Annotated in this window: 26 protein-coding genes and 1 other RNA gene; 11 read left to right on the forward strand and 16 right to left on the reverse strand. The window is 45.1% G+C overall.

The window, feature by feature from the left end:
- Positions 1-257: IS3 family transposase (locus RCO25_RS17265; RefSeq protein ID WP_308997388.1), on the forward strand; the 257-nt coding region annotated here is incomplete at its 5' end.
- A 153-nt stretch (positions 258-410) separates the two neighbouring features.
- Here the strand turns inward: RCO25_RS17265 and RCO25_RS17270 are convergent.
- Complete coding sequence (locus RCO25_RS17270; RefSeq protein WP_308997389.1) at positions 411-950, reverse strand: TlpA family protein disulfide reductase; 540 nt, start codon at positions 948-950, stop codon at positions 411-413.
- A gap of 259 nt (positions 951-1,209) precedes the next feature.
- Between RCO25_RS17270 and RCO25_RS17275 the strand changes: the two genes are divergently transcribed.
- The gene (locus RCO25_RS17275) at positions 1,210-1,656 is read left to right on the forward strand and encodes a M67 family metallopeptidase (RefSeq protein WP_308997390.1); all 447 of its coding nucleotides are present in this window, start codon (positions 1,210-1,212) and stop codon (positions 1,654-1,656) included.
- Here the strand turns inward: RCO25_RS17275 and RCO25_RS17280 are convergent.
- The 3 genes from RCO25_RS17280 to RCO25_RS17290 are packed head-to-tail and all read right to left on the reverse strand — an operon-like array spanning position 1,642 to position 4,863.
- Positions 1,642-2,376 (reverse strand): 3'-5' exonuclease, encoded by a 735-nt coding sequence (locus tag RCO25_RS17280; protein ID WP_308997391.1) that lies wholly within the window; start codon positions 2,374-2,376, stop codon positions 1,642-1,644. The genes RCO25_RS17275 and RCO25_RS17280 overlap by 15 nt on opposite strands.
- 12 nt (positions 2,377-2,388) lie before the next feature.
- Positions 2,389-3,456, reverse strand: coding sequence for a DUF294 nucleotidyltransferase-like domain-containing protein (locus RCO25_RS17285; RefSeq protein ID WP_308997392.1), 1,068 nt, complete (start codon positions 3,454-3,456; stop codon positions 2,389-2,391).
- A 48-nt stretch (positions 3,457-3,504) separates the two neighbouring features.
- Positions 3,505-4,863, reverse strand: coding sequence for an ammonium transporter (locus RCO25_RS17290; protein ID WP_308997393.1), 1,359 nt, complete (start codon positions 4,861-4,863; stop codon positions 3,505-3,507).
- Positions 4,864-5,408: 545 nt separating this feature from the next.
- Between RCO25_RS17290 and RCO25_RS17295 the strand changes: the two genes are divergently transcribed.
- Together RCO25_RS17295 and RCO25_RS17300 are read left to right on the forward strand one after the other, a co-directional pair.
- Positions 5,409-5,834, forward strand: a complete 426-nt coding sequence (locus RCO25_RS17295) for a MerR family transcriptional regulator (protein ID WP_308997394.1) — start codon at positions 5,409-5,411, stop codon at positions 5,832-5,834.
- Positions 5,835-5,870: 36 nt separating this feature from the next.
- Positions 5,871-6,551, forward strand: coding sequence for a zinc metallopeptidase (locus RCO25_RS17300; protein WP_308997395.1), 681 nt, complete (start codon positions 5,871-5,873; stop codon positions 6,549-6,551).
- 69 nt (positions 6,552-6,620) lie between these two features.
- Here the strand turns inward: RCO25_RS17300 and gltC are convergent, their stop codons facing one another.
- Positions 6,621-7,529 carry a glutamate biosynthesis transcriptional regulator GltC gene (gltC, locus tag RCO25_RS17305; RefSeq protein WP_308997396.1) on the reverse strand — a complete coding sequence of 303 codons (909 nt, stop codon included), beginning with the start codon at positions 7,527-7,529 and terminating at the stop codon, positions 6,621-6,623.
- Between the two features lie 34 nt (positions 7,530-7,563).
- Positions 7,564-8,211 (reverse strand): rhomboid family intramembrane serine protease, encoded by a 648-nt coding sequence (locus tag RCO25_RS17310; RefSeq protein ID WP_308997397.1) that lies wholly within the window; start codon positions 8,209-8,211, stop codon positions 7,564-7,566.
- 100 nt (positions 8,212-8,311) lie between these two features.
- On the opposite strand from RCO25_RS17310, the gene tpx reads away from it, so the two are divergent.
- Positions 8,312-8,830, forward strand: coding sequence for a thiol peroxidase (tpx, locus tag RCO25_RS17315; protein ID WP_308997398.1), 519 nt, complete (start codon positions 8,312-8,314; stop codon positions 8,828-8,830).
- A 75-nt stretch (positions 8,831-8,905) separates the two neighbouring features.
- On the opposite strand, the gene RCO25_RS17320 is transcribed toward tpx, so the two are convergent.
- The 4 genes from RCO25_RS17320 to cshA form a co-directional block, all read right to left on the reverse strand.
- A complete protein-coding gene (locus RCO25_RS17320; protein WP_308997399.1) occupies positions 8,906-9,295 on the reverse strand; it encodes a DUF1499 domain-containing protein in 390 nt (129 codons plus the stop codon).
- Positions 9,296-9,407: 112 nt separating this feature from the next.
- A non-coding RNA gene (gene ssrS, locus RCO25_RS17325) (6S RNA) lies at positions 9,408-9,590 on the reverse strand.
- Positions 9,591-9,637: 47 nt separating this feature from the next.
- Positions 9,638-10,414, reverse strand: coding sequence for a YesL family protein (locus RCO25_RS17330; protein WP_308997400.1), 777 nt, complete (start codon positions 10,412-10,414; stop codon positions 9,638-9,640).
- Positions 10,415-10,777: 363 nt separating this feature from the next.
- Entirely contained in the window at positions 10,778-12,388 is a 1,611-nt protein-coding gene (gene cshA, locus RCO25_RS17335; RefSeq protein ID WP_308997401.1) for a degradosome RNA helicase CshA, read from the reverse strand.
- Positions 12,389-12,585: 197 nt separating this feature from the next.
- On the opposite strand from cshA, the gene RCO25_RS17340 reads away from it, so the two are divergent.
- From RCO25_RS17340 to RCO25_RS17350, 3 genes are all read left to right on the forward strand, one after another.
- Positions 12,586-13,383, forward strand: coding sequence for a YitT family protein (locus RCO25_RS17340; protein ID WP_308997508.1), 798 nt, complete (start codon positions 12,586-12,588; stop codon positions 13,381-13,383).
- Positions 13,384-13,521: 138 nt separating this feature from the next.
- Complete coding sequence (locus RCO25_RS17345; RefSeq protein WP_308997402.1) at positions 13,522-13,716, forward strand: hypothetical protein; 195 nt, start codon at positions 13,522-13,524, stop codon at positions 13,714-13,716.
- Between the two features lie 241 nt (positions 13,717-13,957).
- A complete protein-coding gene (locus RCO25_RS17350; RefSeq protein ID WP_308997403.1) occupies positions 13,958-15,154 on the forward strand; it encodes a putative glycoside hydrolase in 1,197 nt (398 codons plus the stop codon).
- A gap of 74 nt (positions 15,155-15,228) precedes the next feature.
- Here the strand turns inward: RCO25_RS17350 and pfkA are convergent, their stop codons facing one another.
- From pfkA to RCO25_RS17365, 3 genes are all read right to left on the reverse strand, one after another.
- The gene (gene pfkA, locus RCO25_RS17355; protein ID WP_308997404.1) at positions 15,229-16,197 is read right to left on the reverse strand and encodes a 6-phosphofructokinase; all 969 of its coding nucleotides are present in this window, start codon (positions 16,195-16,197) and stop codon (positions 15,229-15,231) included.
- 30 nt (positions 16,198-16,227) lie between these two features.
- Positions 16,228-17,256: a tetraprenyl-beta-curcumene synthase family protein gene (locus tag RCO25_RS17360; RefSeq protein WP_308997509.1), complete on the reverse strand. Its 1,029-nt coding sequence runs from the start codon at positions 17,254-17,256 to the stop codon at positions 16,228-16,230.
- A 79-nt stretch (positions 17,257-17,335) separates the two neighbouring features.
- On the reverse strand, positions 17,336-17,653 hold the full coding sequence (locus RCO25_RS17365) for a hypothetical protein (RefSeq protein WP_308997405.1): 318 nt from the start codon (positions 17,651-17,653) through the stop codon (positions 17,336-17,338).
- A 133-nt stretch (positions 17,654-17,786) separates the two neighbouring features.
- Between RCO25_RS17365 and RCO25_RS17370 the strand changes: the two genes are divergently transcribed.
- Positions 17,787-18,974, forward strand: coding sequence for an MFS transporter (locus tag RCO25_RS17370; protein ID WP_308997406.1), 1,188 nt, complete (start codon positions 17,787-17,789; stop codon positions 18,972-18,974).
- A 185-nt stretch (positions 18,975-19,159) separates the two neighbouring features.
- On the opposite strand, the gene RCO25_RS17375 is transcribed toward RCO25_RS17370, so the two are convergent.
- The 3 genes from RCO25_RS17375 to RCO25_RS17385 all read right to left on the reverse strand — a co-directional run bounded on the left by RCO25_RS17375 (position 19,160) and on the right by RCO25_RS17385 (position 21,110).
- On the reverse strand, positions 19,160-19,879 hold the full coding sequence (locus tag RCO25_RS17375) for a YebC/PmpR family DNA-binding transcriptional regulator (RefSeq protein ID WP_308997407.1): 720 nt from the start codon (positions 19,877-19,879) through the stop codon (positions 19,160-19,162).
- Between the two features lie 253 nt (positions 19,880-20,132).
- A complete protein-coding gene (locus tag RCO25_RS17380) occupies positions 20,133-20,330 on the reverse strand; it encodes a cold shock domain-containing protein (protein WP_053376915.1) in 198 nt (65 codons plus the stop codon).
- A 78-nt stretch (positions 20,331-20,408) separates the two neighbouring features.
- Complete coding sequence (locus RCO25_RS17385) at positions 20,409-21,110, reverse strand: class I SAM-dependent methyltransferase (RefSeq protein WP_308997408.1); 702 nt, start codon at positions 21,108-21,110, stop codon at positions 20,409-20,411.
- 155 nt (positions 21,111-21,265) lie between these two features.
- Here RCO25_RS17385 and RCO25_RS17390 point away from each other — a divergent pair, with 155 nt between their 5' ends.
- Positions 21,266-21,499, forward strand: coding sequence for a hypothetical protein (locus RCO25_RS17390; RefSeq protein ID WP_308997409.1), 234 nt, complete (start codon positions 21,266-21,268; stop codon positions 21,497-21,499).
- Between the two features lie 133 nt (positions 21,500-21,632).
- Complete coding sequence (locus RCO25_RS17395) at positions 21,633-21,815, forward strand: hypothetical protein (protein WP_308997410.1); 183 nt, start codon at positions 21,633-21,635, stop codon at positions 21,813-21,815.
- Positions 21,816-21,841 lie beyond the last annotated feature (26 nt).

The following is a 21,841-nucleotide window of genomic DNA, read 5'->3' on the forward strand; positions in this document are numbered from 1 at the left end:
CCTATCAGAAACTATTGAAGAAGAAGGGCCTAGGACAGTCAATGTCACGACGTGGTAACTGCTGGGACAATGCACCCCAAGAATCCTTTTTCGGTCACATGAAGGATCATGTTAAGAGCAAGAACTGTACTACTTTTGCCGAATTACAAAGAGAAGTTAAGCGTTATATTTTTTATTACAACCATCACCGATATCAGTGGGGACTAAAAAAGATGACTCCTGTTCAGTACAGGAATCATCTACTAAGTGCAGCTTAACACTCTTTTTTTCAAAGTGTCCTTGACTAAGGGGCCAGTTTATTGTGATTTCCAGCCAACCCTTTTTTTATATAAGATTTTATAAGTATTCTCTTCTAAATCCGCAAACCGAGCTTTCTCAGCCAATGGACAGCTGCAGCCATTTACGCTTGGTTACATCCACTTTTCAATCAACCGCTGCCATTCTTCATAGGGAATGACTCCGTTAATGCGTTCCCTAATGACGCCTTCACTGTCGATAAGGAAGGTTGTCGGAAACGTATCGACCTTATATTGTTTCGTAACATCGCCCACCCGGTCCATCAATATCGGAAACGTAAACTCATGCTCATTCACAAAATCCCTGGCAGCCCGCTCTTTATCATATTTGGTTGCATTTACGCCATACAGCTGAATGGCATCCCCATATTGCTCATGCAAACGCTGCAGATCTGGCGCCTCAAGCTCACAGGGTCCGCACCAGGATGCCCAAAAATTAACGAAGGTAAGCTTGCCCTGCTGCCCTCCTATTTCGTAAGACTGCTCATCAAGTGCGGGAAGTTTGAAAACCGTTGCTTCGTATCCCGCCTTCGGTTTAAAATCTCCCGCTGGAGCCGCCAGCGTAACAGAGTCCGTACCGTCATCTTTATATTGAAATACAGCTAATCCCGCAAAAAGCAGCGCAATGGTAAAAAGAGCAATAACGCGTTTCATGACGTACCTTCCTTCTCTCGCAATATCATTTTCATGTATGGCTCCATGGTATCATGCACCGAATGGAAGCTCAAGGCAAGTGGCATATTAGCCATAAAAACGTCACGTTTAACGGTGTCTTGACTTTTGTGATTGTCCTATTATCGGTAACTATCGTATCGTTCATACACTATCTGCTCCGATTAGCGCGCTTGGACCTATTTCGTTCCACTTAATTTATATGTTAACTTATATGAATGACTAAGAAGGAGGCGTTAATATGGAAGCGCAGCAATCGAAAGGCATGATCACCAAATCCGCATATGATCTGCTTATAAGCATTTGTAAACACGCTCGGCCTATGGAGGCTTGCGGGATCTTAGTTAGCAGCCGAGAATCAATGCAGAGTGAAAACCCAACCATAATCGATACGATCATTCCGATCACCAATAAACATATCGATCCCACTCATTCGTTTACCTTTGATCCAGCCGAATGGACTGCCGCTTATTTTGAAATGCAAAAAAACCGACAAACGCTTGTCGGCTTATTTCATTCTCATCCGCGTACAGAGGCCATTCCATCTTCTAGCGACTCTGAAGGCTTTCTCCCAGCATCTGAGCTATCCTATTGGATTGTTTCATTACGCAACATCGAAACGCCTCACGTACAGCCCTACCGTCGCACGGAAGGTGCATTTATTCCCATGCAGTTAGTGCTTGCTTAAATAAGCATAAAGATCGCCCAGCGTCGTAATATTCCTCTCCAGAATACGAGCGAGATAGTTTTGCCATAACTTGGCCGTCATAATCGAATCCTGCAGCGCATGATGCCGTTCCGTAATTGGAATACAGCAGCTATCCAGAAGTTCATCCAAGCTGTATCCTTCCAGGTTCGGCTCCAGCCACTTCGCTACCATCATCGTATCCAGCACTCTGTGGTTTAAATTAATTTTAGAGGTTCGCCATAATGCCGCGTTCAGAAACTGCTTGTCGTGACCCGAAGCATGCGCCACGAGCAGTCGTCTGCCGACAAACTCCATAAAATCGTGAAGCACCTGCATTAAATCAGGTGCATCCTGCACCATTTCGTTTGTAATGCCCGTCAGCTCAACAATCGCTTTCGGTATTTTCCGTTTGGGATTAACGAGGCTGTAGAACGTTTCGTTCTCCACGATTTCACCGCCCCGCAGCAGTACGGCTCCAAACGAAATAATTTCATCACCGTTATTCGGATAGAAGCCCGTTGTTTCCAGATCGAATACAATGACCTCAAGCTCCTTAAGCGGCATGTCGAACATCGATTGCTTACGCTGTTCTTTATTGACATTACGAATAAACGCCATTTGCTGCGCATTTTGCGAGCCTAGCATAGAAGCGATGGCAGGCGTAAATCCTCCCATTTTGTATAGGTTCCACATCCGACCGACGCCTTTTTGTTCCTTCATTTCCCCACCGCCTTAAGTAAGCCTGCCCATTGTTTGCTTAAAAACTGCTCTTTGCAGTTTCTTACCCAGACGCAGACTACTCTTTAATTCATCAGTCATTTCCTTCGTCAATTTGCGACTCGACATCTTGCCATTATTTGCATATAAGCCATCCGAATTTTGTTCGGTTGTCATTAATCGGAGACGCAGCAGTATTCGAAAAGCTTGATCGTAAATTACGGCGTCCTTTTCAGACATCTTGCCAGCGTGCACAAGCATTTTGATTCTCTCCAATGTGGATGTTTCGCGAATGCCTTCCTGAATAGATAAAAGCCTGATTGAATTGACCATTGGAATATAAGCGCCGTATTTAATATCAAGGCTGCCGGCATCCACGCCATACTGCTCCTTTAAAAGTTGACCAAAAAAACCAAGCAGTACTTTATGGCGCAAGGTATTGTCCAACATTCGCTTCAAAATGATCGGATGGTTCAGCATGTCGGTAAAATACAAGTCCTTTAGTTCTTCAACCAACCCAAAGTCCCCATATACTCCGCGGCCATCCGCAATGATAAGCAAATATCGCACTGCCTCCCATGCCGGTTCTTCGAACCAATGATCCAGTTTACTGCCCCATTCTGAAAGTGATAAGCACCATTCCTGGTTGCTGCTCAGCACATTGCCTTCGCATGGAGGGTAACCTACCCCTTGAAGATTTTGAACAATAATCTCGCTAAGCTCTTTAAAATAATCCTTAACTTCTGCTGAATCGGTCACTGGATCCCGATAGACAATTCCGCTGTCTTGATCGCTTGACAAAGTCTGCTCTTTCCGACCGCCGCTGCCGAACAATAAATATGCGTAAGGCACGGGGGGAGAACCCTTCCCCAACCGTGCCATTTCCGCTTCTGCGAGGATAATCGAGCGTTCTATTACCGCATCGTGCACCTCATTCAATTGTTCGTTAAATTGTTCGACCGGACGCGTGGGGAGAAGAGCTTCCATATGCTCGTGTACCTGATCCCGCAAGTTTCGCAGCCCTTCTACATGATCGGCTGAACCAATCTGCTTTAGCAGCTGCAATCGCACCGGATCACTCATGCGATGCCCTCTCCCTTCGGTCAGTCCATCATGGTTATTGCATTATCCTTAAAAGTTTTGACCTGCTTTTTTCATTTGCTCAGGATAACCATAAGCCCCATGCTCACTCAGGTCAAGACCGATAATTTCTTGCTCTTCCGTAACACGGAAGCCCATGACAAGCTTCATAATGCCAAGGATAAGAAACGAAGCTGCAAGTACGAATGCGCCAACTACGACAACCGATTCAAATTGAACCCATAGTTGCTTCCAACTGCCCGTGTCGATCAAGCCGCCTGTACCTACGCCAACTTTATCCGCAAGTAATTGTGTGGCGAAGATACCGTTAGCAAGCGTACCCCAGATACCAGCTGCTCCGTGAACGGACAATGCGTAGATTGGATCATCGACTTTAATTTTTTCGAAGAACTTCACGCTGTAGAATACAAGAACACCGGCAACCAGACCGATCACTACCGCAGCCCAAGGAGCGACGTATGCACAAGATGCTGTAATTGCAACAAGACCTGCAAGCGTACCGTTAAGCATTGATGTAATATCCGCTTTACCTGTAACTGCCCAAGAAATAAGAAGTGCTGCCACGCCGCCCGCGCCTGCTCCAAGCATCGTGTTAAATGCTACGTATCCGAAGAATCCATCGCCGATAGCTACCGTACTGCCCGCGTTGAATCCAAACCAACCAACCCATAGAAGCAAAACGGAAAGTGCAGTGAAAACTTGGTTATGACCCAAAATTTCGTTTGCCGAGCCGTCTTTATTGAATTTACCGATACGCGGCTTAAGTAATACGGTTGCTGCAAATGCGGCAAGCGCACCTGTTAAGTGAACGACCGTGGAGCCCGCGAAATCCTGTGCTCCGTCTTCAGCAAGCCAACCGCCGCCCCAGATCCAGTGAGCTACTACCGGGTAAATAATCGCAGTAAAAAATAATGTAAATACGATGTAGGAGGATAGTTTAGCTCTTTCTGCAAAACCGCCCCATGCGATAGAAAGCGATACTGCTGCAAATGCTAGTTGGAACAAGAAGAACACTGTGCTTGGATAATTTTCACCTTCACCAGCAGTAATGGAAGGATCAAAGAAGAAGTTACCCCAACCGATTAGTGCATTAATGCCGCTATCGCCGCCAAAAGTAATGCCGTAACCGAATGCCCAATAAATAAGTGCAGCCAGGCCAGTAGTAAAGATCGTTTTGCCTGCCACGTGGCCAGCATTTTTCATACGAGTCGAACCCGTTTCAAGAAGAATGAATCCGCCTTGCATTAGTAGAACGAGAATGAACGAGAGCATAACCCAAAGCGAGTTTAGACCCATGTTCAACGTTGCGGCGGAAGGATCCTCTGCAAACGCCATTACCGGAAACAATAAGGTGAAGATTCCTAAAGCTAACATTGTTTTCTTAATCATTATGACCACTCCCTAAGTGTTATGTTTCCTTACATGAGAGGAAAGACTTAATGTCATTATAGTCAGTAGTGCTCAATTTGACAATACGTTTTATCTAAATTTACAAAAAAAATCAAACGTTCGGCACGAAATCTGACACGAACGTTAAGTTTTTGAACAAAACGTTCCCTAAATCACCCATTTGGCCTGTTTATTCTTCGCATTTTCTCATTATATAGGCATTGATTCCTATTTCATGAAATCATTTTTGTATCATAAGACTTTAATCTGATTCATGTCACTATTGAAGGCGTTATATAGTAGAAATACAATTGCGCTATCCGGTCGATGAACATTTCACTTAAAGCCATGTAACGCGTTTGACTGTATGGTTACTTTCCTATTATCATTAGAGGTACAGACGTTAGCCCTTTTCCATAAGATGGCGTTAGCAAAAATCACTATAATAGAAGATAATTATTGTTTATGCAAATTGCAGCAATAAAATAAGGATAAAGCTTGAATGAAAATACTTTATATATTCTGAACGAATGGAGGATTTGAAAATGTATCGAATCGGAGAACTATCGAAGCTAGCGCATATCAGTCCACGTACAATTGATTATTATACTTCAATCGGTCTAATCGAGCCTGCAGAGCGTTCCGCCAAAAACTATCGCCTCTATTCAGACGAAACCCTGCGGCGCTTAGAACGTATTGAACAGATGAAAAAAGATAAATATACATTAGATGAGATCAAAGCCGCTATTGAAAGCTGGAGTAAGATTACGGCTGAGGAGCAGGTCTCCCGCAAGCTAACGGATCTGCAGCATCATATAAGCCAGCTGGAACGTGAAGTGAAGGAACTGGAGCCTGTTATAAAAAATCTCAAGCCAAGGCAAGCCAACCACCTTTACACGCGTCTCATGCCGCAAACCGCTGCTTGTATCGAGGCACTCATGCTTCTAATTAACAAAAGCTCTCTTATGTAGCCTTAGATCGCATCAATAAAATGGAGGTATGACTCAATGACGTTTATCTACATTTTAATTATACTCGCTTTTATATTAACGATTTGGGCTCAATTCCGCGTTAAAGGTACTTTTAAGAAATGGACTTCCGTACATGCTAACAGCGGTTTAACCGGCTATCAAGCTGCGAGGCGCATGCTCGATTCTAATGGGCTGCATGATTTGCCCATCGAACCTGTGCGTGGCGTGCTCACCGATCATTACGATCCGATACATCGCGTCGTTCGTCTGTCTGAACCTGTATATTATGAAAATACAATTTCTGCCGTTTCCGTTGCCTGTCATGAAGTTGGTCACGCTATACAACATGCCGAGCATTATCCTATGCTTGTTCTGCGCCACCGTATCTTTCCAATCGTGAATTTTGTTTCCGGCGTCGCTCCTTTTCTTTTCATCGCCGGAATTCTATTCTCGGCATTGAATTTAATCGGACTCGGCATCATCTTTTTCTCGGTTGCCGTTGCTTTCCAGGTCATTACGCTTCCCGTCGAGTTTAATGCCAGCAACCGCGCACGCGATATCATGATTGCCGAAGGTTTCATCACCAATGACGAGGAACGCGGAGTCGCGAAGGTGCTTAACGCAGCAGCATTAACCTATGTAGCCGCCGCCCTCCTTTCTCTCTTGGAGCTTGTCAGATACATCTTAATCTTTGTTGGCGGTAGCCGGCAGGAATAACAAACGCAAAAAAATGGAGCTGTTCCAAAACGGTCTGCAAAGACCAAGCGGAACAGCTCCTTTTCTATATCATCTAACCGGTTTTTCCATTGTATCTTGAAAATAACGAAGCAGGAAGCCGTGGAACACCTTAGCGACCAACGGCAGCTTTTCATTAGACCGCCGAATAAGACCAATCGTTCGAGTCACTTGGGGCTCGGTCACACGAACCTTTGTCGGCTGCAAGGGGCCTGTATAATGTAGAGCCATTTCAGGCAGAAGACTCACGCCCATCCCCGCAGCCACCAAACCTCTAATCGTATCCGTTTCTTCTCCCTCAAAACCGATTCTCGGCGTAAAGCCAGCTTCTTGGCATGCATCCCAAACGATCGGCCTCAGTGAGTAGCCTTCGCTAAACAACACGAAAGTTTCATGCTCCAGCTCCTTCAGCTCGATTGATTCCTTGTCTGATAACCGATGGCCCGGAGGCAGAATTGCACACAGCTCTTCTGTTAACAAAACCTCGCCGCATACGAATTCATGTTCATTAGGAAATGGAGAAATGAATGCCAAATCAATTTCGCCTTTGACCATGTCGCGGATAAGCGATGGATACATCCCCTGCTTAAATCTAAATTTCACATTCGGATGTAATTTTCGGAAAGCCGCAACCACCTGCGGGATTAATGAAATCCCAAGACTATGTGGGAAGCCGAGCCTTATCTCGCCTTTCTCCGGATCAAGAAACTCATGTATCTCAATAACCGCACGCTCGAGATCAGCCAGAATGACTTCAGCGCGCTTTAAGAAAAGCTGGCCGACTGGTGTGAGCTGCAGGTTCCTGCCTTTTTGAACGAATAATTTAACGCCAAGTTCTTCTTCGAGTTGATGAATCTGGCGGCTGACCGCTGATTGCGCCACATGCAATTCTTCAGCTGCTTGCGTAACATGCTCTTTTTTTGCCACTTTTACAAAATAATGAAGCTGACGAAGTTCCATACCGGTTAGTTTCTCTCCCGTACATACATAGTTTTCATGATAGGCGCTGTTTTCTTCGCGTCTTTACGCGGTCAAACACATTATAAAGCAGAAAGCCGGTTAGAGCGCCCCCTAGATGTGCCCATAGATCAATACTTGGCACAAGGAAGGAATAGATAACTCCAAATATTAATATGGTATATACCGTTTTACGCGAGCTTTCATCCAGCTGCGACTTTCGGAATAAGGAGATGAATAAAAAAGCTCCATAGACGCCATAAATTGCTCCTGAGGCTCCCACACCAACATGTTCGTATAGGTCACCTTCAACCACGTTGACAAAGGCACTCATTGCATTGCCAGCGATTCCGCACAACAAATAAAAAACCAGATATCGCACTTGTTTTAGCAAATATTCCAGCGGCGGCGCGAATATGAGCAAAGCAAACATATTATACAACAAATGCTCTATTCCGGAATGCATAAAAATAGAAGTAATATACCTCCATGGCTCCTGCATCCCAAACGGATTATTTTCGGGCTCCGTTACAAAGGCACCATATTTAGCAGCATCATAAACATTATTAGGATCGCCATTCCATGCGATTATAATGAAGTATATAATGTTTAGCGCAATTAAGACGGAAGTTACGGGATAAAGTTTTAAGTACGAGCGAAAGCTTTCATAACGCAAGAAGATCATAGGATCATCTCTTTTCTATCCAACAATTGGACAAGGCTGATTCATTACGATTATAATTAATCAGGTATTCACCATACAATTTAGAGGAGGAATTATTCGAATGTCACAAGAACGCAATGGAGCCGCTACTTTCAAGGGCAATCCGATCACATTGGTAGGGCCCGAATTGAAGGTAGGAGATAAAGCTCCTGATTTCAACCTTAACAAATCGCTTGTCGAGAATGTTTCTCTTAAGGACTACTCCGGTAAAATTAAACTAATCAGCGTTGTACCATCCATCGACACAGGTGTATGCGATGCGCAAACGCGTCGTTTCAATGAAGCTGCTGGATCACTTGGCGACAATGTCGTTGTTTTAACCGTAAGCGTAGACCTTCCATTCGCACAAGCACGCTGGTGCGGTGCTGCAGGAATCGATAAAGTCGTATTGCTGTCTGACTACAAAGCACATAGCTTTGGCGATTCATACGGCGTATACATCAAAGAGCTTGGTTTAGATCAACGCTCAATCTTCGTTATCGACGCTAACGATACTATCCAATATGTTGAATACCTACCTGAAATGACGGAGCACCCGAATTACGAGCAAGCAATCAACGCAGTCAAAGCCCTCGTTTAGTTCGCTGCAAGCACATTTTTATAAAGATTGCAAACAAAGCGAGTGAAGGATACCCTTCCTCGCTTTGTTTATGTATTAATTATTAACTTTGAATGCAGCAAGCTTCTTATCAAGTGTTCGGTACAAATCCAGAATGACTCTGTAATTAGAACCAAGATCCCCTAAAGAGCCGCGGGATGCTGAATAAATATCGACAGCCGATTGCAGCGGGTTTACGCTAATAACGGAAACGGTAATGTCCATCGTTCTTCCAAATGCCGTGCGCTTCTCTAGAACAATTTCCCCAACGGATTGCACTTCGTGCAGCACCTTATAACCTTGCATTTTCTTAAGAGTCGATATCACTTCTTCCCAAGCCTTGTCTTTCGATAGCTTGTAGAAATGAGATTTGAGCATTGGATCCTTGGCTCTGTCACCAGTCTGTTCATGACTACGCAGCAGCCCGATCAAGGTCCGCTTCAACAACAAAGATCTCCCCCTCCGGCATCTATGTACAATACTCTATATGATACCACGATTTGTCCAATGAAAAAAGAGCTATCGCTGGATTTAACCAGCAAATGCTCTTTATTTGAAAATGGAACCCGCCTATGCCGTCCGACTCACATGTTTCTGAACCCGCTTACGCAGGTGGGTGACCGCAGAACCGCTTTTGAGATCCCCTTTCGGGGGCATGTCAGCTACGTTTCGATTTTGGTCTCCCGTGAAACAGCCATTGGTTCAAAACAGCGTAAAGCCGTAACGAGCATCGCAGGAGGTATTGCTATTATAGACCGAACAAAAGAAAAAGTAAACTTCGATCGGCTGTTATTTACTGGAGCTGTTAGAATCATCCTTAACAAGGTCGATTCGATCAAGCTCTGCAGCTTTCTCAGCCTCTTCTTCTTCTGCTAAACGTGCTTTTTCTGCTTGATCCTGAAGCTTCTGGTAAATCAAGTGAAAGTTCCAGAAAGCCAGGTATGCGATGATGCTCCCCATAAAGAACGGAATGAGAAACGTAAACTTTGTGCTGAAATACATTACCGCACCGCTCATGATGGCTGTTGAAAGTGAACGGAAAGGTTTGCCGATCGTGATAAGGACAGCGTTTTTCAGCAATTGAAACGTTTTCATATGATAATGGACAAGCATGGAGAAAAAATTAAACAACGATACGATTAAAAGCACAAGAAAGGCTATAAAAATGTATGACAGCAAATTCAATTGCTCACGATAAACAATAAAGTCAACAATCATAATCGCTAACAATATCGTATAAATAATACCGCCAAGCATACTTTGTTTATAATTTTCCTTGTAGCCGCGGAAAAACGTCTTGAACAATGGTACGTCTGTCTCGCCCATTACCCATTTACGAGCAACCGCAAACATAGCTGCTGTTGCAGGGAATAAAGTAAAAGGAGCAACGACCGCCATTGCAATAAGAGCGGAATACACTTGATTGGCATCCTGCGACAAAACCAATCCCCATGCGAAGAAAACGAATGGAACTGAACAAACTAGCCACAATACATTAATAACCGATAACCTCATGATCCATTCGGAAATTCGGTAAAATCCACCCATTAGCCCTCTTGGTTCCATTGGATCTGCCTCCAGAAAAGTAAGATTACTCCCACCAAACTACCTTACATAGGGAACAAAACCGACAGATACTGAGCTTTCTAGGCTATCTTCTATACGGTTATAACCTAACCCCATAGGATATTTATTCAAACGCCTTAATTAAAGTTTTAGAGGCATCTGCCTAAAGAAAAACGCAGACCGCAGTTAGTCACTTTTGCAGGTTTCATTCTCGTTTTGTTTTTTTCTATTGTTATCACTAGTAAATCCGTTTCTTACTAATCCAAACAATAAAAGAACAATAAAAGAACCGAGGTCGTCCGGATGCCCGTTAGGGATCACGGACAATCTCGGTTTTTTCGAAAATATAAGGTTAACGATTAATTAGTTGTTTGAAAAACCTTCGGAAGAGCTTTTTGGACGACGGTTTTCAGGACGACCTTCACTGCTTCTCTTGCCAGCGTATCCGCCGCCGCTGCTGCCACCGCGTGACTCGTAACCGCCGCGCGAGCTGCCACCAGTGCTGCTGCCGCTTGAGCGTCTGTCATCGCGACCACGGTAACCACCGCCGCTGCCGCCTGTGCTGCTGCTGCGATTGCCGCCATATGAAGAAGACGAACCGCTGCGATTGAATGGACGACCGTTTGAACGAATATCCGGTTTGCGTTTCTTCGCGCGAAGCGGGTCTTCCGGTGTCAATTCGATTTCTACGTTTTTCTTCTCGCCAGTCAGCAATTTGATTGCTGCGGAAAGCAAATGAACGGAATCATATTGCTCAAGCAGTTGAATCGAAATCGCTTTGTACTCAGTGAACTCCTCGTTTTGAACGACTTCAAGAAGACGTTCAGCAGTTATACGTTGTTTGCCTTCAATCGCTTCTGCGATGCTAGGAAGCGGCTTGCGGCTCATCTTTTGACGTGTTACTTTCTCGATGAAATGCAGGTGATCTGTTTCACGAGGAGTAACGAATGACCATGCTGTACCTTCTTTACCCGCGCGGCCTGTACGACCGATACGGTGAACGTAGCTCTCAGGATCTTGCGGCAGGTCAAAGTTGATTACATGCGTTACGCCCGAAACATCGAGACCACGAGCAGCAACGTCTGTCGCTACCAATACATCGATGCTACCGTCACGGAATTTGCGCATTACGCTATCCCGTTGATTCTGAGACAAATCTCCGTGCAAGCCATCAGCTGTGTATCCGCGTTTTTGAAGCGCTTCGCTTAGCTCGTCAACCCGGCGTTTTGTACGGCCGAAAATGATAGCAAGCTCTGGGGATTCCATATCAAGCAAACGGCTAAGTGCTTCGAACTTTTGACGCTCATGCACTTCGATGTACGATTGCTCGATTAGTGGAGCTGTAATTTGTTTCGGAATTACGGAAACATGCTCCGGGTTTTTCAGAAATTGTTGTGCAAGTTTCTGAATGTTCGTCGGCATTGTTGCAGAGAACAGCATCGTATGACGCTCATCTGGCACTTGCTTCAAGATGGATTGAATATCTTCCATGAAGCCCATATCGAGCATTTCATCTGCTTCATCCAAAATGACGGTTTGTACATCTTCAAGACGAATGGTTTTACGGTTGATGTGGTCAAGCAAACGTCCTGGCGTACCAATAATAATTTGTGGCTTCTTCTTCAATGCACGGATTTGACGACCAATTTCTTGTCCACCGTAAATCGGCAACGAGCGGAGACCTTTGTATCGAGTTAACTTCCCGATCTCGTCAGCCACTTGAATAGCGAGTTCACGGGTTGGCGTCATTATTAATGCGACAATGCGTTCCTCGCTTGTCGGAATTTTGTTAATGAGCGGAATTCCGAATGCCGCTGTCTTTCCTGTACCCGTTTGTGCTTGGCCAATAAGATCTTGCCCAGCCATAGCAATAGGGATCGCTTTGTCTTGAATCGGGGTAGATTCCTCGAATCCAAGTTCGGTAATTGCTTGCAACACTTTCGGTTCCAAGCCAAATTCAGCAAATGTTTTCAAACTTTTCTCAAACTCCTTTTATCTGCAGCCTACTTAAGAATATCCAAATCATTATAGCACACAATCAATCGTGAATACCAGTAATGCAAATAAAGCCATACTAAGCATGGCAATATGTTCAAAATAATTATGTCAGTTGCATTGGAGCGATCGTATTGAATCCACATTCCCTGCGTTACCTTTTTACCGTGCCGATTATGACGCTTGGCGCCTTTCTTATCGCTATAGGCTTCAACCTATTCCTTATTCCGCACCAGCTGCTCAGCGGCGGCATCTCAGGTATTTCCATGATGATCGGTTATATCACAGGCGGCAACATAGGATGGCTTTTTTTCATCCTGAATTTGCCTGTTCTGATCTGGGGATGGTATGTGGTGGGACATCGGTTTATTATGTGGAGTGTCTATACCGTTATTACATCCACATTATTCCTTCAGCTTATCCCGGTCGTAAAAATTGCCGACGATATTGTGCTTGGCGCTGTTTTCGGAGGGATAATCATCGGGTTCGGAAGCGGACTTGCAATGCGCTACGGCGGCTCTTCAGGCGGTTTCGACATTATTGCTTCTATCGTGACGCGGAAACGCGATTTTCCTGTCGGCATGATTATTTTCATCTTAAACGGTGCTGTCATTGCGGTATTAGTACTCTTTACGAAAAACTGGGATTCCGCCCTCTATTCGCTCTTGTCGATTTTTTCTGCTGGCAAGGTTGTAGATCTCATACATGTGAGGCATATTAAATTAACAGCCTTCATTATCACGACTAAGACCGAAGAGCTGCTTGCTAAACTGCTCACTCATCCTCGCGGCATCACAATCATCAAAACCCGCGGTGCCTTTTCCTCGGCCGAACGCGATATGCTGATGACGGTCAGAACGAAGTATGAATTAGCTGAGCTAAGCAAGACCGTCACCACGATCGACCCGCATGCTTTCATTAACATTGTAGAGACAGTGGGCGTTATCGGCGATTTTTCTAAGCCAAAAGACTAAATCATATACGCAAGTATGGATTTTCCACTGTATCCCTATGTTTTTGAAAATGATCCTGATATAATGTTTGTATCCCGTAACTTAGGTTTCTTGCCATATGATTTCCCCTAACCATTAGATATGAAAGGGTGATGCTCAATGGATATGGAAACGGTCAAATTGTCTCAAATTGTAGAGAAGCTTGCCCCAGAGCTTAGTCCTTTTCTTACGAAACGCGAAATGGACATCAGCATTGTGCTGCGTGATGGTCTCTCCTTACTGGAGCCCGCTGACGCGATGGAAATTGTGCAGCACAGTATTTGCAATCAGCAGAGAGAAGCTTTGTTACAATGACAATGCGGGACACACGGATTATTTATGCGCCAGTCGAGACAATCTCGGCTGGCTTTTTGTTTGTTTATCCACTTATTTCAATACAGAAATCCACTGTATTTTGTTTCATCTTAACTAAAGAAAACGAAGCTTATATGCAAATAAACGACATATACTTTCGTATGGATTCAAAAAAGTTAATGACCCAGCCCTACTGTCTGCTTTATAATTTGATCAGAATAGCTAACGGGGAGAGAGCAAAATGGACATCATCATTTCTTCATTGCTGCTGCTGTACAGCTTGCTCACTGGAAGCGGAGAGCATAATGCCGCAGCAAAGCAGCTTGCAATTGCCTACTTTAATTCCGCAGCTGGCCAAACGATCATACAACCGGATTCATCCGCAAATGGAGAAAAAATTCCAGGCACCACAGAAGCTGCAACCTTAAAAAAAGATCCTCAGCCCGAAACTCCGCCGATAAAAGGAATTTATGTTACAGCGCATAGTGCTGGCGGCGCCCGTATGGAAACGTTGTTGAAACTGTTGGATGATACCGAGCTGAACAGCATGGTCATCGATATTAAAGACGATAACGGGTATATTACATATCCAACGCCCACACCCGAGCTGCAAGAGGTTGGCGCATCCAAGAAATACATCCGTGATATTAATGGACTTATGCTCACGTTAAAGAAACATAACATTTATCCAATCGCAAGAATTGTCGTGTTCAAGGATACCGTATTAGCCCGTAAGCAGCCCCAGCTCTCCTTCCTCCATCAGGACGGCACGATTTGGAAAAATTCACGCGGCGAAAGCTTCGTCAATCCTTATCGCAAGGAAGTCTGGGATTATAACATCGCCGTTGCGAAGGAAGCAGCAAAGCTTGGCTTCAAAGAGATTCAGTTTGACTATGTTCGTTTCCCGGAGGGCTTCGAAAACAAAGCCGCCTCGCTCACCTTTAACAAATCAGAATTAAGCCGCGTCGATGCGGTGGCTGGCTTTGTTAAATACGCGCGAGAGCAGCTAGAGCCGCTTGGCGTCAGAATATCGGTCGATATTTTCGGCTATGCGGCATCCGTGCCGGCAGCCGAAGGAATTGGTCAGGATTTTGTGAAAATATCGAATGACGTGCATGTTATCTCACCTATGGTTTATCCTAGCCACTATAGTACGGGTTGGTTCAAGCAGAAAGATCCCGACCGCAGTCCGTATGAAACCATTAAAGGGGCAATGCTAGACACCCACAAAAAACTGGATCCAACCAAAGAATTAAAGCCGATCATAAGGCCTTGGATACAGGACTTCACGGCAAGCTGGCTAGGCAGCGGCCATTACATGAAATACGGCAAAGTCGAGGTCGAAGCTCAAATTAAAGCGCTGCAGGATACCGGCATTAATGAGTACCTTCTCTGGAATGCAGGGAATAAGTATTCACCTAACGTTGTCTACAAGTAAATCGAATTGAATATTAAAAAAAGTCCACCTGCGCTGTGAATGCGAGGTGGACTTTTTATTTGAGCGGCGATAATTTATTGAGACAGACGAAGAGCCAGCTCGTACATGCCCATATCAAAAGGCTTCTTCGAATTTACTACCTTATCGATATCAGTCGTTACAAGTTCTCCGCGAATAACGCCGCAAGACTTGCCTGAATCGCCGGCCATTAGCTGTCGAACAGCAAAATCACCGAGACGGCTGGCCAAAATACGATCAATTGCGGTTGGCGTACCGCCGCGCTGAATGTGACCAAGTACAGTAACACGAGGCTCAATGCCGCTGTTAGCTGTGATTTGCTGCGCGACTTCCTCGCCTTTGCCCGCGCCTTCTGCCACGACAATAATACTATGACGCTTGCCTTTGGCAAAGTTATTTTTCATACGCTCTGCCACCTCTGTCAATTCAAAAGGGACCTCGGGTACGAGAATCGTTTCCGCGCCGCTCGCAAGTCCCGCGTGGAGAGCAATATCGCCGCAGTGGCGGCCCATTACCTCGACGATTGACGAGCGTTCATGCGATGACATCGTATCGCGAATCTTGTTAATCGCATCGACTACGATGCTTACCGCCGTATCGAAACCAATGGTAATATCGGTAAACGGAATATCGTTATCGATTGTTCCTGGAAGCCCCATTGTTTTTATACCCAATTTGCTCAGCTTATTAGCGCCTTGATAGGAGCCGTCTCCGCCTATAACGACCAAGCCGTCAATACCTCTTGAACGAAGAACTTCCGCACCTCGCTGCTGGCCTTCTGCCGTCATAAACTCCTTGCATCTTGCGGTTTGCAAAATCGTGCCTCCGCGTTGAATGATATCGCCGACGCTCCGCAGGTCCATTTGTCTAAGGTCATCATTAATAAGCCCTTGATAACCGCGTTGAACACCGTATACATCTAATCCATGAAATAAAGCGCTTCTTACCACAGCACGAACGGCTGCGTTCATTCCTTGCGAATCTCCTCCGCTTGTCAGTACTGCGATTGATTTGACTGCAGACATGGTTCATTCCTCCACATTGTTTATTTATAGTTAAGCCTGTTGTTTCCGAATCCAGATGCTGTTTATAAGGAAAAACATTCGAGTTAACGGACTGTTCTTCATTAGTCTCCTCGACACATCTCTAACATCCGCCTGGTGGCGAACCTTCGGGTCTGACAAATATAAGGCTAAGAGCCCTTCAATAATCAAACGATGAAAACGGGATGCAGGAAGCTGCTTCACGTCCTCACGCGCTCGGTTCACTATAGTGCCGAGGCGCTCAACAAGCAGACCTTCATTATCATAGTAATTGCAAAAATTCAGGTCTCCGCCTGCCTGGTCTTCTTCCTGGTCAATTAAATAATCAAGTAAAATATGAAGACCGCAGACATGCGGAAAATAAATATTCCGGATAGCCGCCGCATCCTCTTTAGATAACCGTTCCTCAGTCGCGGCTAGAAACAGCATAAAAATGCCCAGCGTCGAGCCTGCTGCCGCTGCAAATTCATTCCACTGCAAATTCGGATAATCTCCGCGATGCCGTGCCCACCATGCAAGTAAATGCTCTTCGCGCAAATCCTTGCGAATATGCTTGTACACTTGCAAATCCCCATATAAGGATACCAGTTCAGTCACTTGCTGCTGTACGCTTCCATAAGAAGGAAGTTTTGCGATTTGAGATTGGCAAACCCGTACGAGATGATGCAAATAACCGCCATCTTCCTTCTCGCTGCGTAAAGCATAATAATCCTGAAGCTGTGCTTCGGGATTAACGGCATCTAGCATGGATTGATGCAATAATCGAAAATCATCGGGGTCCAGCGAAGTGCTCCGGTCGCATAAATTGTCCAAGTAGTCGCTAATCGTCTGCAAAGCGACAATCAATGGGATGAGCACATGTCTGCGCTCTAGGTTTGCTGCCGCGTAAACACCGCCGCCTTGGCAATGGAATTTCTTGCTGTCCATGCTGCTGAGCGCCTGAGTCCGCAGCTCCTGGTCAGGTATCCGCTGCGCGAAAAGCCGAAGCTTCATCAGCTCTTTCTCTACTTCCGGTAACACATACTTATAAACGCGATGCATGAGCTTAAATGGGTTCTGGGGCACCCGATTGCCAGATAAAGTCGTCAATCTCACGATGCACCTCTTCTCCAGATCATGTTCATGAATGCCGGCGCGATTCCAATTGCTGATCGATGCGATACCAGATGTGAAGATCGTTAATCCTACTTGCATAATCGGCAATTTCATAGTTTAGTATACAGGATTGCTCAAAGCACTCCTCTTCAAACAGCTCCGCCTGCTTTTTATTGATGAGCTGTTCAAATTCCATTACGCGATCAGGTATCGTACCGCGTATGATTTCCCATTGCTCGACGATTGCAAGCTGCACATTCGCTGCATACTGCTCCCATTCCATTTCCAGCACAGGAATACGGATCCGAAGCCGTTCATTCCAATCAAAACGAAAAGCACTCATTGTGAACCTCCACCTCTAAATGTATCATCTCAGCACATAATAATCCAGCTTCAAATCTCATTGGTACGATAACTAATCCATGCTATACTAAAAACCATATTGTTTAGGACAGAGATGGAGTGAGCTTTCAAAGATGGATACACCCGAAACAGCTAGAGCAGAGCGCTCTTCAACGGCCCGCAAGGAAACGCTGTCGCTTCGTATTTACAGTTTCTCCGCTTACTCGACAGCTGCGATGGTCGTTTCCTTTATTCCGCTGTACTTTCTCGACAGAGGTTTTTCCGAGCAGCAAATCGGCATCATTTATTCGACCGGACCCTTTATATCGATATTCGCCAACATCCTCCTCGGTCTCGCCAGCGATAAATACAGAACGATTAAAAAACTGCTTATGCTATTGTTATTCGGACAGCTCGTGATGATATCGCTGCTGTTTCCCATTGAAAATTTTGCGCTTGTCTGCCTCGTTATGATGGGCTTTTATTTTTTTCAGACGCCTATTAACCCATTAAGTGACAGCCTGCTGCTATTATCAAGTCAATATACGGGAACCCCCTATGCGCTTATCCGGATTTTCGGCTCGCTTGGTTTTGCTGTAACAGCATACACCTTTGGACTTATATTAAAAGAAATCGGCTCCAAATGGACCTTACCGCTAGCGCTTTGTACAATAGCAATTACGCTTATATTAACGACTCGGATTAGAGATTATCAGGGAAGCGCACGAAAAATTGACTTTTCCGGCTTTTTTAAGCTTTTACGTCAACGCGACGTGCTCCTGTTTTTTTTAATTATCCTAACTATTTCCATCCCGCACCGAATGTATGAAGGCTTTCTTGCGGTCACCATGCGGCACATGGGCGCAAGTGATTCTCTTGTTGGGCTTGCGTGGCTCGTGTCCGCTTTAAGCGAAATTCCGATTTTGTTCCTGCTCGGCAAATACGGTCATAAATTCAAGGAGCTGCCTTTACTGATGATTGCATCCATCATGTATGCGGTTAGACTGTGGCTTCTCAGCGATATTCAAGACCCTCGCTGGGTGATCGCAACGCAAGCAATGCACAGTATTTCGTTTGGCATTTATTTTTCTACGGCGCTCCGCTATCTTTCAAGGCTTATTCCTGATGAGTTCCGTGCGTCCGGACAGGCTGTATATGCTGTGGTCTGGACCGGACTTGCAGGCGTAATCAGCGGGATGTTCGGCGGCTATATTTATGAACATTTTGGGCGCGAGGTCTTTTTTAAGATGGGTGCCGGCTTTGCCATTGCAGCAGCGGCTGCTTTCCTTGCAAGGTACTATTTCAGTCGTGCGGAACGTTAATAGATTAATAATACAAGCGTAAACGGCTGTCGCCGTCCTCTGAGGCAAAAGCAGTCGTTTCGCGGAGATATATAAGCACATTTATATGTGAAAACATATAAATTCTTATATATCAACAAAAGGGCTGCTCCGAGCGTCGTATAACATACGCTCAGAGCAGCCCTTTCAATTACTAAGCAAACTGTTTATTCCGCTATTTCAAAATTCGAATATACATCCTGCACATCGTCGTTGTCTTCGAAAGCGTCCATCATTTTTAGAAGCTTGTCCGCGTTCTCGCCTTCAACTTTAACCATATTTTGCGGCAGCCACCGAACGCCTGCATTTGCAAAGGTAAAGCCTTCTTTCTCCAACGCATTTTTGACCTGCTCAAATTCATGTGGATGCGTCAAAATTTCAAAGCTGTCGTCATTTATGACTACATCCTCGGCACCTGCTTCAAGCGCAACCATCATCATGGAATCCTCATCGGTTTCATGGGCCTCGCGATCAACGACAAGCAGGCCTTTGTGATCGAACATATAGCCCACACAGCCGCTTTCTCCCATGTTCCCGCCGCGTTTATTAAACGCCGATCTAACGTCGGCTGCCGTACGGTTACGATTATCCGTCAAGCATTTCACCATGATAGCTACTCCGCCCGGACCATAACCTTCATACATAATGTCCTCGTATTCGACGCCGTCGCCAGCACCTGCTGCTTTCTTTATCGCACGTTCAATATTATCATTTGGCATTTGTTCTGCTCTAGCATTGGCGATCGCTGTTTTCAAACCGAAGTTTGAGTCCGGATTAGGTCCGCCTCTGCGGGCTTGAACGTATATTTCACGTCCGAGCTTTACGAACTTGTTATTTTTAGCCTGATCGGCCTTACCTTTACGGTCTTTGAACAATTTAAATTTCATTATGCTCGCTCCCCTGACAAAGTTTCCAAGCAACAGTTTATCACCGCTGATAGGTCTTGGTCAATGAAAGCAGGAACAAACGGTACTTATAAATCAAGCGTAAACGGCTGTCGCCGTCCTCTGTGGCAAAAGCAGTCGTTTCGCGGAGATATATAAGCGCATTTATATGTAAAAACATATAAATTCTTATATATTAAGAAAGGACTCCCTGCTGCCAGGGAGTCCTTTTCCATCGTTTATTCGCACATTGATCCTATAGTTTAGTGACGTTGGCCGCTTGAGCGCCGCGGTTACCCTCAGTAATGTCGAATTCGACCGCTTGCCCTTCATCTAAAGATTTGAAACCATCGCTTTGAATCGCCGAGAAATGTACAAATACGTCTTCTCCGCCCTCTGTTTGGATAAAGCCGTAGCCTTTCTCTGCATTAAACCATTTAACTGTTCCTTTCAATTGAACAACCTCCTAGATATGACCGCCGTTTTGAACGGCGAGTAAAATTATTATATCGATCCCTTTTCTAAAAAGCAATTAAAGTAAAATTTTCAAAAATTGACTGGAACCAGGAATAAATGGCAGCTTAGATGGGCACAATTCTGCCTTGCCTCCGTTTTCACTTATCGAATCGAGCAGCTGATCAAGCCCTGAATATGGCTTCCAGTCCAGAGAAATCAAAGGATAAATACGAATTTGACCGCCAGGCTTACAAATCCGCATTAAATCAAGGATAGCATTTATATGAAATTCAGGTCCGAATTGGTTCGCATATAAAAACATAAAATGACTGCAAAGAATCAGCGTAAATTGATTATCCTTAAACGGGAGCTCCGGAAGCTTGCCCGCAATATATCGATTCGAATAATTGCTGTCCAAAACATCAGATTTGAACCGTTCGATCGATGCTTCCCTGCCCGCCCTATGGTGCTCAAGCGAGCCATAGTAACTCCAGTCGAAACTCTCCTGCAGCTTTGCAAGTTTTTGGGTAGATGTCTCGATTTCCTGCTCAGCTTCGGAAATCCATTTCTCAATCCCCGCATCGTAACGCGGATCAACAGCATAGGCGGAATATCCTCTAGCATTCATTTCTGCCGTAAAGGAAGAACCTCCCGCAGCCACATCGAGCACCGATCCACGCTCCAAGTCCAATGTCTCTAAATCAAACATCCGAACGTACTCCTCGAAGCTTCTGCATGTCATGGCGACACCGATTTGCTCATAGCTCAGCTTACTCATTCCTGCACTCTCCTCTTCTCGTCTCTTCTCGTCTCATCTCAGCAAATCACGAGCCAACGATGCCGGCTTCTTACTTCACCATATTGATTACCGCCGCCATAATGGCTATGATGATAAGAATACCATAATTAACTACTAAAAGGATGAAAAAAAACATGTTCAAAAAACACGAAATCTACAAAACCGACAAATACAATATGCTGACGGTAGAAGTACAAGGCAAGACGCTCATCGTTCGGGAAATTTCCGATCAATGGGGCGAAGACACTCATACGTTCATAAGCAGGCCAGAAATGCTGCACTGGGCACAAAACCGCTTCCGCGCAACCGACTTTGTTGGCCGCGAAGAAGAGCTCGAAGCCATCATGCGCGCGTTGAAGGAAGTATAATAGCGGGATTTCTAATCAAAAGGCAGGAAAAATTATCCTTAGCGGCGAACATAACGTTACGTATCCGTGCATAGGTACAATTATACCGCTGCCTTTTTTTAGCTAGTTCAGTATCAGGAGGATTTAATCGCATATGGATGCTACTGCTTCAATTATTTTTATCATTGCAGCCTTCTCGCTTGGAGCGATCGTGATTATGAAGCGCGATTCCTTGCCCCCTGGCCTGCGCCGGGGACTTGCCCTCGTTTCCATCGCATTTATTGCGTTTGCGTTTTTTATGATCGTTTATGCACTTTTTACGATGGGTAAAGCATAGCAGACAGCGTGCTGAATATTCATTAT

This window comes from Paenibacillus sp. LHD-38 (assembly GCF_031157315.1).
Lineage (GTDB): Bacteria > Bacillota > Bacilli > Paenibacillales > Paenibacillaceae > Pristimantibacillus.